This is a genomic window from Paenibacillus sp. 598K (genome assembly GCF_003851045.1).
GTDB lineage: Bacteria > Bacillota > Bacilli > Paenibacillales > Paenibacillaceae > Paenibacillus_D.
Genome location: NZ_BFBX01000085.1, coordinates 14,141 through 25,976 on the forward strand (window position 1 = coordinate 14,141; position 11,836 = coordinate 25,976).

Consider the following 11,836-nt stretch of genomic DNA (forward strand, 5'->3'; position numbering starts at 1 on the left):
TGGCACAAGTTCTGGGGAAACGGTCATCGGAGCTCCAAGATGTGCGAAAAATGGCACAAGTTCTGGGTAAAACGGTCATCGGAGCTCCAAGATGTGCGAAAAGTCGCACAAGTACTGGGAAAACTGTCCTCATGGCCCCGAAATGTGCGAAAAATCGCATAAGTACTGGAGAGACCGCCTTCGCATCCGAATAGGTTGCAAGATATCTACACATGCGTCCGCCAGGGCGCGCCCCGACCGCGATGTGTACGTAAAATCGCACACATGGGCCCCCCAGAGGGCTCCCGACCACGATGTGTACGAAAAATCCCACATCGCCCCTGCGGCAGAAACGGTTTGGTGCGATTAATAAGATCTGCTATATTAATAGGAAAGGCTGCGAGGTGTTCCGTTCCCGGCGTTCCCGGCGCTGCCTGACATTGATTGCGCAATAGCTCTACGGATGTCCGGTTACTGCTCCTATGCGAACGATCTGTCGTCTGCATCGAGCTTCAAACCCCGCGCTGTCATACGGGCATCGAGGGACGTTTCATTATGTTAGTTTGTTGGTCTTCATTTATAGGGCCGTCAAGGTGCGGCAGCGGGGGGGCAGTGGTTCATGCAGATGAGCATCTTACAAGATACGATTGGCATCCTCTATCTACTTAATATTTTTTTCGCGGGGACAGTTATCTTCCTGGAGCGGCGCAATGTGGCGGCGACCTGGGCATGGCTGCTCATCCTGCTGTTCCTGCCGACTGTCGGCTTCATCCTCTATCTGATCGTCGGTCAGAATTTGAGCCGCCGCAAGATCTATAAGGTGAAGGTGGACCGGCTCAAGGAGATCCGCGAGATTCTGCAACGTCAGTTCCAACTGCTTGAGCAAGGCAAGATCGTCTATCGCGACCCCGCTATCGCAGGCCATCATGATATGATTCTGATGAATCTGGTGAGCGCCTACTCATTGTTTACGCAGAATAACCGGGTCGAGATTTTTACGGATGGCAAAAGCAAGTTTGACTCGCTTCTGGACGCCATCGAGCGGGCCGAGGAGCATATCCACCTGCTGTATTTCATCGTGCGCAACGACGAGCTGGGACAACGGCTGATCTCCGCGCTGGCCCGCAAAGCGCGCGAAGGGGTAGAGGTCCGTTTCCTGTTTGATCATGTCGGCTCGCGCGCGCTGCCGAAGCGCTTTTTCTCCGAGCTGGTGGAGGCGGGCGGCGAGATGGCAGCCTTTTTTCCGTCGCGGATCCCTTTGCTTAATCTCAGGCTCAATTATCGCAACCATCGCAAGCTGGCCATCATCGATGGTTATGAGGCCTATATCGGCGGCTTTAATATCGGCAACGAATACCTCGGCCTCGATGAACGCTTCGGATTTTGGCGGGATACGCACCTGAAGCTGGCGGGTGGCGCGGTGCAGCAGATCCAGGTGCAATTTATGCTCGACTGGAATCTGGCATCCAAGTCGCAGATCCCGATCGACGAGCGTTATCTCCCCAGACCGAGGGAGGGCGGCAACGTTGGTATGCAGATTATTTCGAGCGGTCCCGATTCCGAGGCCGAGCCGATCAAAAACGCCTACCTGAAGATGATCTATGCAGCGAAGGAATCGATCTGCTTGCAGACGCCGTATTTTATCCCGGACGAGAGTCTGCTGACCGCGCTCAAGCTGGCATCGCTCTCCGGCGTGCAGGTCAAGATCATGATCCCCAAAAACCCCGATCACAAGCTGGTATACTGGGCCTCCTCCTCTTACCTCAGCGATCTGCTGGAGAGCGGCGCGCGCTGTTATCTGTATGAGGCGGGATTCCTCCATGCCAAAACGATCGTCGTCGACGGCCGTCTCGGCTCGGTCGGCACGGCGAATATGGACATCCGCAGCTTCCGCCTGAACTTCGAGATGAATGCCTTCATTTATGATACGGCCACGGCATCGCGACTGAAGGCGCTGTTCGAAAAAGATGCCGAAGGCTGCCTGGAGCTGACGCGAGAGCAGTACAAACACAGGCCGTGGCAGCTGCGCTTGAAGGAATCGCTAGCCCGACTGCTGTCGCCGGTGCTCTGACAGGAGGCCGATACGGCTGCGTTTACAATCTCCCTCTCAGGGTAAGTACCTACTATAGCGGAGGACGTAAGCGCGCCTCGGCGATTATCTACACAGGAGGGATTCAACATGAGCGAGAAGCAGATTATCGGTGTGTTCCACTCGGAACGGGAAGCGATCGAGGCAATCGAAGGGCTGAAGAAGCGCGGCTACAGTACGGATGAGATATCGATCGTCGCCCGGGATCAGGATGAAGTGGACTCGGTCTCGGAGGCGACCGGGACCAAGGCGCCCGAAGGGCTGGCGACAGGCGCGACGGCGGGCGGCGTGCTCGGCGGACTGGCGGGGCTGCTAGCTGGGGCTGGCGCGCTGGCCGTGCCGGGCATCGGACCGATCCTCGCGGCAGGACCGATCGCAGCGGCGCTGACGGGAGCGGCAGTCGGCGCGGGAGCAGGCGGTCTGGTCGGCGGCTTGATCGGTCTGGGTATCCCGGAGGAGGATGCCGGCCGGTACAGCGACTATGTCAAGGAAGGACGCATCCTCGTCCTGGTGGAGTCTGACGAGCTGCGCAGGAATCATGCGTACGACACCTTCCGTGAGTACAACTCGCTGAATGCGGGGTCCTACGTCAACGATTATAGCGCGGTAGCCAATCACCCGGACCAGACCAAGTAACGGATGCTTTCCGCGCGCAGCTCCCAGCGCGCGGGGTCCGGCGGCATGTCGGCGGTCGGACGACCCCATCTGATACCCGAGTACTGAGACCCGATCTATCGAAGGAGGCGGATAGAGATGCCCTGGACACAGCGAGATTATCCCTCATCGATGAAAAACCTCGAGCCGCGTGTGCGGAACAAGGCGATCGAGATCGCCAATGCGCTGCTCGGCGAGAAATACGAGGAAGGGCGAGCGATCGCAATCGCGACGTCTCAAGCCAAGGAATGGGCGGAGGAGCATCCGGATCATCATGGCGGCGATCATCCTCATCTGCATGTCGTGCCGAGCGGCGATGTCTGGGCGGTGAAGGCCGAGGGGAGCGATCAGCCGGAGCGCGAGCTGTCCACCAAGGCAGAGGCGGTGGAGGTAGCCAAGGAGCTGGCCTCCGATCGCAACTGCAGCGCGATCATCCATCGTGCGGACGGCACCGTAGAGACCTCGCACAACTATGCTTGACGGGACCAACCCCGGCGATGCCTGTCATGCAGCGACAGGCTAGTCGGGGCGACTTGTCGTGTCCATAGCGCGAGCAGCGTCTCAACTATCAAGATCGTCGATATCATGATGTAGAGCGATTGGCTGGCGAAAAACGGAATGTAGATGGCGATGTTGTCGCCGTCGGTAGCGCAGCCGCAATCAACAAAAATAAAAGTTCCGCTTATCAAAGATAACCGGAACTTTTATTTGTTCGCACATGGACTATTCAATTGTTACCTACAACTCCGTTCCACTGTCTTGCGTGATCTTACCTACCATCAATCGCAATCCGTTCAGATTTTTTGGTGCTATGGATACTCGGTGATCCGCCTGCTTGCTGTTTCGTACCAGCACAACTTCGAATCCCCTGTGGGCTCAATCCGACTGGTCACCTCTGGAATCCCCCGCATGTTTTCACCGGATGTTGCAAGATACATTCCTTTTTTAAGGGAGTGGATCCTATCCGATGGGTTCCTTGTTCAAGGGAACGCGAGTCAACATGCTTCGCTCACATTTTCCAATGGTCTATCCCCTTCCGTGTTAAGCTTGAGTAAAATATACTACATAAATTGAGTATTGTAAATATTCAGAATATTTAAAAATGGGCCGTTATCACGAGACATCTGCCTACATTCTCCATCTTTCTTGGGAATGCTTTCATTTACAATATTTTTAGAAATCGCGTGATTTGTGTCGACTGTCGGGAATCGAATATACTAGAAACGAAGCGGAGAAGCTCGTACGTGTGCGACATCGGGATTGTCTGTATACGCGAGAGAGGGAGAGGGCTGACATGTTCGAAAAAGCGCTATTGATCTATAACGGCTCTGCCGGACAAGCTGAGACTGGCGAGCAACTGGCTATATTGACGCGGACGCTGGCCCCCGTTATCGGGGAGCTGACCTTGCTCCAGACCAAGGAGCAGGGCGATGCGGAACGGTATTGCAAGGAGCGGGCGGAGGCGGTCGACCTGCTGCTCATCCTCGGTGGCGACGGCACGGTGCACGAATGTGTCAATGGGCTCGCGCAGCTGGCCCATCCGCCGGTCGTCGGCATCCTGCCCGGCGGGACGTGCAACGACTTTTCACGATCGCTCCGTATGCCGCAGCAGCTCCAACAAGCAGCCGAGGCGGTCGTCGCCGGACAGACGCTGACTGTCGATATCGGGCGAATGAACGAACGGCATTTTTCTAATTTTTATGGCATTGGCCTTATTACCGATACCTCAGAGAACATCAATCCCGAGCTGAAGGGGATGATCGGCAAGCTGAGTTACTTTTTCAGCGCGCTGCAGCAGGTGCGGGCCGCGGAGTCATTTGCGTATCGGATGGAGACGGACGACGGTATGGTCGAGGGCGAGGCGGTGATGATCCTCGTCGCCAACGGCGGCTTCCTCGGCACCAACGAGCTGCCGGGAGCCGACCAGCGATTGACGGATGGGCTGCTGGATATCTTTATTATCCGTGAAGCGGGATTGCCGCTGCTGCTGGAGGTGCTCGGTCAGAAGACGAGCAAGCAATGGGACCCCGAGGCCAGCTCCATCGACTACCGTCTATCATCGCGTGTGGCGATCCACACCGAGCAGCCCAAGCGGGCGGATACGGACGGCGAGGTCTATATGGAGACGCCGGCAGAGCTTGAGGTCTTGCCGGGACGGCTCACGTTTATTGTCGGCGAGGAGACGAAGTAAGTTGATTCCTACTTTTGAAAGAAGGCAAGATTGATTCCTATGGTTATGACGATCTATGAAACATTGCTGCAAGTTATCCTGCCGCTTACGATCCCTGTGTTGGTCGGCGCGCTGCTGGCCCGGTACCGGCAACTGGATACGAAGCCGCTGTTGACGTTGTATTTGTACTTCCTCAGTCCGGCGATTCTGCTCGATACGCTGTTGACGGCCGAGATTACGTTGGATGATGTGTACAAGACGCTCGGCTTTTCGCTGCTGAATCTGATCCTGCTCTGGGCGCTGGCTCTCGGGTTGGGGCGGCTGCTCAAGCTGCCGCAGCAGGAGCAGGCGGGGCTGACCCTCGTTTCGACATTCACGAACAGCGTCAATTACGGGCTGCCGCTCGTGCTGCTCGCCTTTGGCCAGCTCGGTCTGGACAAGGTGTCGGTCTATGTCATCGGTCAGATGGTCATCGTCAACACGATTGGCATCTATTTCGCAGCGCGGTCGCATTTCTCCGTGAAGCAGGCGGTGCGCTCGGTGTTTGCGTTGCCGGCCATCTATGCGGCGTTGTTTGCCTTTGCCGTGCGCAGCCTCGACATCCCGCTCCCTGAGGGACTGGTCGGGGGCATCTCGATGGCTGCGGCGGCCTACTCGCCCGTCGTACTGGTCGTGCTCGGCGCGCAGATGATGAACGTCAGCAAGGTGAAGCTGCATCCGGAGATGACCCGGGCCTTCTGGGCGGGCATGAGCGCGCGGCTGCTGCTGTCGCCGGTGGCTGCCTTGGCGGCGCTCTATACGATGGGCATCGACGGCATCCTGTTCTCGGTGCTGTTCATCCTCTCCTGCATGCCGGTTGCGGTCAATTCGGTCATCCTCGCCGAGCGCTTCGAGGCGTCGCCGACGATGGTCGCCAAGTGCATCCTGTGGAGCACGCTCATCTCCTTTCCGCTCTTGCCGGTGCTGATCAGTCTGGTTCACTAACAGGTCGTGCAGGCGGACATAGATAACGAAAAAGCCCTTGGGCGCTTTCCGAATAGCGGAAGTGCGTCCAAGGGTTTTCGGCTTGGGGAGAATATGCGATGACTTGGTCACGGGCAACCCGTTTGCTCCCCGCGCACGGCGACTGCTCCAAGCAAATGTGCTGGCAAGCACGCTGAGCGACGACCACTGTCATGCTGCCAGGCGCTTGTTACGGGGAGACGATTAGCGCTCGCGGTCGGTCGAGTCGCCGTTCAAGCTGCCGGGGCCCGATGACAAGGCAGGCTCGTCCGGCGTTCCCAGACGGTCCGTCGCCGATGTCTCGATCTCGCGGCCGAAGCCGTCGATCGACTCGGTGGCTGTCGTCGGTCGCGATGACTCGTCCTGAAGAGCGGCGAGTTGTTTCTCGAGCTGCTTGACCCGGCGTTGCATCTGCACCTGGCGCACGAAGCTGAACAGGAATACCATCAGTCCGCCCAGCAGCGTCGAGATGAGGATGACGAGGATGAGCGGCGTCTGGATAGTGGTGAATAGGAAGTTCACCTGTACCGCCTCGACATTGATGACGGCGAAGACCGCTGTTATTACCGCGAAGACGAGGGCAGAGATGATCAGCCACTGGACTTTCATCGACGATTGCTTGCTCATAATGCCGCCTCTTTTCACTAAGGGATATCTAAATCATAACACAGGAGGATTCGGAATGAATCATTATATATAGAAGAAACACGATGACAAGGCGTCGTCCAACCGGGCGGCGTCTTTGTTGCGGTTTCTCCTCGCGTCAGCTGGAAATCCCGGACGGATCGCAGAGAAACGGTTCCGAAGGCTTAGCAACGTTTTGGACAAACCCTGCTCACAGGACTATTTATTCGGACGCCAATGCCAAGTAAATGAGACGGAATGAACAGTCGGGAGGCGTTAAAGGACGAACCTTAGTCCCGTAAGGAGAGCGCAGAGTTGTGCAAGGCGCCTAATTTCCAGACGCTCTGGACAAATCTGAAAAAATCCTAATGAAAGCGGTTGTAATTTTCAGAATAAAGGATATACTTAGTAGTAATCCTGCAAATTGAAGGGGGACTTTCTCATGATTTTTCGGGAAGGAAGTCTTAGAGTCGGCTATATTAACGGGCTTTTGCTGGCTATTCCGTTCTGGGTTGGGGTAGTCTGGCTGCTGCTTCGCTGAGGGATCGGCGGATAGGAGACTAACACGCCTTGTTACTAGTCCCATGTTCCGTTTTTCGTTCGCTGGACCCACGCCGGTTTACACTTTTATGCCATTCGCGCGATTATTCGAGCGGGTGGCTTTTATTTTTTTGGAGATTCAAACTGTTGCAGGATGCGGATAGTAAGCGGTTACGGCTTGTAAGCCAAATGTAATCTTATGAATTTCGACAAGAAGCGACACATATTTTGAAAAAGCTATTTTATAATTATTCAAAACGTATAACATTATTGTTTCAAAATCCTCATACTGAGTACTCAGAAACGGAGGGAATGGACTAATGATGGATCAGGCCAGATCGCTGGCAGCGATGGATTACCGGAGGGAAATTCGTCATATGGAGCTCTCCGACAGCCTTCAGGCGTTGCTGCTGCGCAAGCAGCGGGCGCTCAGGGTGAATGAATTCCTAAAGCGGCTGGCTCAGGATGAAAGTCTGGTCGGCGACGCGCAGGAACGACCGTCGATGGCGGAGTGGCTGCACGAGGCCGAATATCCGATCAAGCAAGAGATGGTATACGATTACGGCAGTCGCAAGTTCATCCCGACCCACAATAAGCCGGTGATTAACCTGGCGGAGCTGGTCACGCTGATCCTTGAAAAGCAAGGCAGTCGTTATACAGCGGAGGATCTGATCGACCATGTGCTGGCAGGCGGGACGATAGACCAATTTTCAAAAAAGGTGTTTACAAAATAATTCAAATTGAATTATACTCAAGTCGACAAATTCTCTTATTGAATAATTATTGTCGTCCTAGCAACCAGAATTATGTCTGATAAATCTTTCATGGAAGGACAGACATAATTTTTTTTAATCAAAAGGTCGCGTATTGAATAACTTGTGTCTGGTCAGGAGGAAGATCATTGGAACTGAAACAGTATTGGACAAGCGTCAAAAAGCGAGTGTGGCTCATCATCGTGCTAATGGTGCTTGGCGGCGCGGGCGCCGGCATCTACTCCTATGCAGTAGCCGACCCGGTCTATGAGGCCTCCACCAAGCTGATCGTCGGCCAGTCGAACGAAGCAAGCCTGTTGGCCAAGCTGGATCTCGGGACGATCAACTCCAACATCCAGCTGGTGAAGACGTATAAGGAGATCATCCGAACGCCGCGCATTATGAGCGTGGTGGCGGAACGGCATCCAGAGCTCGGCTTGACGGCGGAGCAACTGGTAGGCAAGATCAGCGTCGGCTCCGTCAACGAAACGCAGGTGATGAGCGTCTCGGCGCGCGATGTGTCTTATGAGAAAGCTGTGCTGATCGTCAACAGCGTCTCCGAGGTATTCCGCGAGGAGATCCCGAAGCTGATGCAGGTCGACAATGTCTCGATCCTCAATACGGCTGATCCCGGTCGCGCGTCGTCGCCGGTCTCGCCCTCGCCGCAGCTCAACATCGCTGCCGCGCTGCTCCTGTCGGGCATGCTTGGTCTGGGGCTGGCGCTCCTGCTGGAGTATCTGGACGATACGATCAAGTCGGAGGACGATGTCCTGCTCGCGCTGGACATGCCCACCCTGTCTGTGATCCCCCGGATGAAGCATCGGGACTTCGACACGCGCAGCGGCAAGCAGAAATCGGTCCCGGTCGAGAAAAAAGCGAGGAGTGAGAACAATGTCCCGTTCGAAGCCTAGTCTGCCGCTGATCGCGGAAGTGAATCCAAAATCGCCGATATCCGAAGCCTATAAAGTCCTTCGGACGAACGTCGATTTTGCCAACTTTGATGCGGATATCCATACGGTAATGGTCACCTCCTCGCGAATGAGCGAGGGCAAGAGTACGACAACGGCTAATCTGGCTGTCACCTATGCCCAGACGGGCAAGCGGGTGCTGCTGATCGACGCCGATATGCGCAAACCGACGCAGCACAAGCTGTTTGGCCTGAGCAATCGGTACGGCCTGACATCGGCGCTGAGCAACAATAGCGAGCTGCGCGAGGTCGTGCTCGACACCGGGATCGATCAGCTCAGCCTGCTGCCCTCCGGCCCGGTGCCGCCGCATCCGTCAGAGATGCTGGCCTCGCAGCGGATGGAGACGCTGCTGGAGCGTGCCAGGGAGAGCTACGAAATGGTGCTGATCGACACGCCGCCGATGATGGCGGTCACCGATGCGCAGATCCTCGCGGCCAAGTGCGACGGCGTCATCCTCGTCATCGACGCGGGCAAGGTCAAAAAGGAGATGGCGCGCAAGGTGAAGACGAAGCTCCAGCATGCCCATGCGCGGATGCTCGGCGTCGTCCTCAACAACGTCAGCCGCTCCGGCGCCGACAGCTACGCTTATTACACCTACTACGGGCAGTAGCAGGCTGCGAGGCAGTAAGACAGTAAGACAGTAAGACAGTAAGACAGGATTAATCCGGTTGCAAGTGACATGCTTTCGGAGATTAGCTGACTTACAGATTCAATATTCCGAATAGTCCGAATTATCAAGAAACTTAGGTTGTGTCTCCCGCACCTTTATCACTGGAGGCACTCGGTCACGCTGTGGGTTCCGGCAAGCGGAGCCTTAGACGTTCATCGTCAAGGGTGTGATGTGAGGATGGGTTCGATGCCCATTGTACAAATACGAGCTATGGGTTCTTGCCTGGCAAGAGCCCATACCTGGCATTTATACCAAAAATACATGTTAAGGGACAGGGTGATCAGAGATGACCAAGAAAGTAACGAAGGCGATTATTCCCGCTGCCGGATTAGGGACAAGATTCCTGCCGGCCACCAAGGCCATGCCCAAGGAAATGCTGCCGATCGTAGACAAGCCGACTATCCAGTACATCGTCGAAGAGGCGATCGCCTCGGGGATCGAGGACATCATCATCGTCACCGGCAAAGGCAAGCGGGCGATCGAAGACCACTTCGACCATGCGTTCGAGCTGGAGCATAATCTGTTCGGCAAAGGCAAGTTCGGTCTGCTCGACGAAGTGCGCGCAACCTCGAATGTCGACCTCCACTATATCCGCCAAAAAGAAGCGAAGGGGCTCGGACATGCTGTCTGGTGCGCTCGCAAGTTCATCGGCAATGAACCGTTCGCCGTCCTGCTCGGCGATGATATCGTCCAGGCAGACAAGCCCTGCATCCGGCAGTTGGCTGAGCAATACGAGCAGACCGGAAAGTCGGTGATCGGCGTGCAGACGGTCCCGGGCGATCAGACCAACCGCTACGGCATCGTCGATCCGGTGCGCAGTCACGGACGGCTGTACGAGGTGAGCCGCTTCGTCGAGAAGCCGCCGCTCGGTCAGGCCCCCTCCAATCTGGCGATCATGGGCCGCTATGTGTTGACCCCGGAGATCTTCGATTACCTGGAGGCGCAGGAGATCGGCGCGGGCGGCGAGATCCAGCTCACCGACGCGATCCAGAAGTTGAATCTGGCGCAGGGCGTCTGCGCCTACGACTTCGAAGGCGTGCGTTACGATGTCGGCGAGAAGCTGGGCTTCATCATGACGTCGGTAGGCTTTGCGCTGCGCAGCAGCGATCTGCGCCTGCCTCTGCTGGAGCAGCTCGAGGCGCTCATGAGCAAGGAACGCCAGGTCAGTCCGGGCGCAGTCGGGGGGACCGGCCTATGATCAATCCCAAAGAAGCGCTGCACTCTGGCGTACTGAAAAATAAACAGACCGGCTATCTGGTCGTCAAGCGGCTGATCGACCTCGCCGGCGCGGCCTTCGGCCTGCTGGCACTGTCGCCGCTGCTCTTGATGATCGCGCTGGCGATCAAGCTGGAGGATCGGCGCGGAGCGGTGCTGTTCAGCCAAGTGCGGATCGGCAAAAACGGCAAGCCGTTCCGGATGTACAAATTCCGCTCGATGGTATGCGACGCGGAGGAGAGACTGGCGTCGCTGCTGGCGAGCAACGAGATCGAAGGCGCGATGTTCAAGATGAAGGACGACCCGCGAGTGACCCGGATCGGTCGCTTCATCCGTCGCACCAGCCTCGACGAGCTGCCGCAGTTCCTCAATGTGCTGAAGGGCGAGATGAGCCTGGTCGGGCCGCGGCCGCCGTTGCCGCGCGAGGTCGAGCAGTATACCTACTACGAGAAGCAGCGGCTGCTCGTCACGCCGGGCTGCACCGGACTATGGCAGATCAGCGGTCGCAATCATCTGAGCTTCGAGGAGATGGTCGAGCTCGACCTGCGGTATATCCGGCAGCGGAGCATCCGCCTCGATCTGACGGTCATCGTCAAAACGGCGGGGATGCTGCTCGGCTCCAAAGATGCGTACTAACGAAGCATAGAATCGGCCCATAAAGCGATGAAGAGAAGGAGGTGCGAGCATGCCCAGAACATCGATCGTCATCGCCCATAGCCTGTATCCGCCGCATGTGATCGGCGGCGCCGAGGTGTCGACACGGATCCTGGCGGAGGCGCTGAGCAGCCGCTATGAGGTCACCGTCGTCACGGTCGGCCCGCAAGCGCAGGGGACGGTGGAGGAATCGCAGGGAGGCGTCCGCATCCTCCGGCTGCCTCATCATAACCTGTACTGGTTCGGCGATACGCAGAGGAGCAAGAGCGCGATCGATAAGATCGCCTGGCGCATCCGCGACTTGTACAACAGCCGCCAAGGCCAAGAGATGCGACAGCTCCTTGAGCAGCTCCGGCCGGGCCTGCTCCATACGCAAAATCTCGCCGGGCTAAGCCTGTCGGTGTGGCAGGCGGCGCGCCGCGTCGGCGTGCCGATCGTCCACACGCTGCGCGACTACTCGCTATTCGACCCGATCCCCTACCGCAGCTATTCGATGCTCTACCAACAGGTTGCGCGCCG

General features: G+C 56.8%; 12 protein-coding genes. 11 read left to right on the forward strand and 1 reads right to left on the reverse strand.

Features of this window, described 5'->3' with window-relative positions:
- Positions 1 to 604: 604 nt before the first annotated feature.
- The 5 genes from cls to PA598K_RS23320 all read left to right on the forward strand — a co-directional run bounded on the left by cls (position 605) and on the right by PA598K_RS23320 (position 5,876).
- Complete coding sequence (gene cls, locus PA598K_RS23300; RefSeq protein ID WP_376739064.1) at positions 605 to 2,050, forward strand: cardiolipin synthase; 1,446 nt, start codon at positions 605 to 607, stop codon at positions 2,048 to 2,050.
- Between the two features lie 108 nt (positions 2,051 to 2,158).
- On the forward strand, positions 2,159 to 2,704 hold the full coding sequence (locus PA598K_RS23305; protein ID WP_128659269.1) for a general stress protein: 546 nt from the start codon (positions 2,159 to 2,161) through the stop codon (positions 2,702 to 2,704).
- Positions 2,705 to 2,821: 117 nt separating this feature from the next.
- Positions 2,822 to 3,202, forward strand: coding sequence for a DUF2188 domain-containing protein (locus tag PA598K_RS23310; protein WP_128659270.1), 381 nt, complete (start codon positions 2,822 to 2,824; stop codon positions 3,200 to 3,202).
- An 814-nt stretch (positions 3,203 to 4,016) separates the two neighbouring features.
- Complete coding sequence (locus PA598K_RS23315) at positions 4,017 to 4,913, forward strand: diacylglycerol/lipid kinase family protein (protein ID WP_128659271.1); 897 nt, start codon at positions 4,017 to 4,019, stop codon at positions 4,911 to 4,913.
- A gap of 39 nt (positions 4,914 to 4,952) precedes the next feature.
- A complete protein-coding gene (locus PA598K_RS23320; RefSeq protein ID WP_128659272.1) occupies positions 4,953 to 5,876 on the forward strand; it encodes an AEC family transporter in 924 nt (307 codons plus the stop codon).
- 222 nt (positions 5,877 to 6,098) lie between these two features.
- Here the strand turns inward: PA598K_RS23320 and PA598K_RS23325 are convergent, their stop codons facing one another.
- Positions 6,099 to 6,521 (reverse strand): LapA family protein, encoded by a 423-nt coding sequence (locus PA598K_RS23325; protein WP_260405561.1) that lies wholly within the window; start codon positions 6,519 to 6,521, stop codon positions 6,099 to 6,101.
- Positions 6,522 to 7,378: 857 nt separating this feature from the next.
- On the opposite strand from PA598K_RS23325, the gene PA598K_RS23330 reads away from it, so the two are divergent.
- From PA598K_RS23330 to PA598K_RS36445, 6 genes are all read left to right on the forward strand, one after another.
- The gene (locus PA598K_RS23330) at positions 7,379 to 7,792 is read left to right on the forward strand and encodes a hypothetical protein (protein WP_128659273.1); all 414 of its coding nucleotides are present in this window, start codon (positions 7,379 to 7,381) and stop codon (positions 7,790 to 7,792) included.
- 167 nt (positions 7,793 to 7,959) lie between these two features.
- A complete protein-coding gene (locus tag PA598K_RS23335) occupies positions 7,960 to 8,721 on the forward strand; it encodes a YveK family protein (RefSeq protein ID WP_128659274.1) in 762 nt (253 codons plus the stop codon).
- A complete protein-coding gene (locus tag PA598K_RS23340) occupies positions 8,702 to 9,388 on the forward strand; it encodes a CpsD/CapB family tyrosine-protein kinase (protein ID WP_128659275.1) in 687 nt (228 codons plus the stop codon). The genes PA598K_RS23335 and PA598K_RS23340 overlap by 20 nt, the downstream gene beginning before the upstream one ends.
- A 346-nt stretch (positions 9,389 to 9,734) precedes the next feature.
- On the forward strand, positions 9,735 to 10,646 hold the full coding sequence (galU, locus tag PA598K_RS23345; RefSeq protein WP_128659276.1) for a UTP--glucose-1-phosphate uridylyltransferase GalU: 912 nt from the start codon (positions 9,735 to 9,737) through the stop codon (positions 10,644 to 10,646).
- Positions 10,643 to 11,299, forward strand: coding sequence for a sugar transferase (locus PA598K_RS23350; RefSeq protein WP_128659277.1), 657 nt, complete (start codon positions 10,643 to 10,645; stop codon positions 11,297 to 11,299). Before galU ends, PA598K_RS23350 begins: the two co-directional genes overlap by 4 nt.
- A gap of 49 nt (positions 11,300 to 11,348) precedes the next feature.
- The coding region (locus PA598K_RS36445; protein ID WP_185602185.1) for a glycosyltransferase at positions 11,349 to 11,836 on the forward strand (488 nt) is incomplete at its 3' end.

What these genes read in the sequence shown, in the direction of transcription:
- cls (WP_376739064.1), top strand. Translation starts at nt 605, where the DNA reads ATGAGCATCTTACAAGATACGATTGGCATCCTCTATCTACTTAATATT.
- PA598K_RS23305 (WP_128659269.1), top strand. Translation starts at nt 2,159, where the DNA reads ATGAGCGAGAAGCAGATTATCGGTGTGTTCCACTCGGAACGGGAAGCG.
- PA598K_RS23310 (WP_128659270.1), top strand. Translation starts at nt 2,822, where the DNA reads ATGCCCTGGACACAGCGAGATTATCCCTCATCGATGAAAAACCTCGAG.
- PA598K_RS23315 (WP_128659271.1), top strand. Translation starts at nt 4,017, where the DNA reads ATGTTCGAAAAAGCGCTATTGATCTATAACGGCTCTGCCGGACAAGCT.
- PA598K_RS23320 (WP_128659272.1), top strand. Translation starts at nt 4,953, where the DNA reads ATGGTTATGACGATCTATGAAACATTGCTGCAAGTTATCCTGCCGCTT.
- PA598K_RS23325 (WP_260405561.1), bottom strand. Translation starts at nt 6,521, where the DNA reads ATGAGCAAGCAATCGTCGATGAAAGTCCAGTGGCTGATCATCTCTGCC.
- PA598K_RS23330 (WP_128659273.1), top strand. Translation starts at nt 7,379, where the DNA reads ATGATGGATCAGGCCAGATCGCTGGCAGCGATGGATTACCGGAGGGAA.
- PA598K_RS23340 (WP_128659275.1), top strand. Translation starts at nt 8,702, where the DNA reads ATGTCCCGTTCGAAGCCTAGTCTGCCGCTGATCGCGGAAGTGAATCCA.
- galU (WP_128659276.1), top strand. Translation starts at nt 9,735, where the DNA reads ATGACCAAGAAAGTAACGAAGGCGATTATTCCCGCTGCCGGATTAGGG.
- PA598K_RS23350 (WP_128659277.1), top strand. Translation starts at nt 10,643, where the DNA reads ATGATCAATCCCAAAGAAGCGCTGCACTCTGGCGTACTGAAAAATAAA.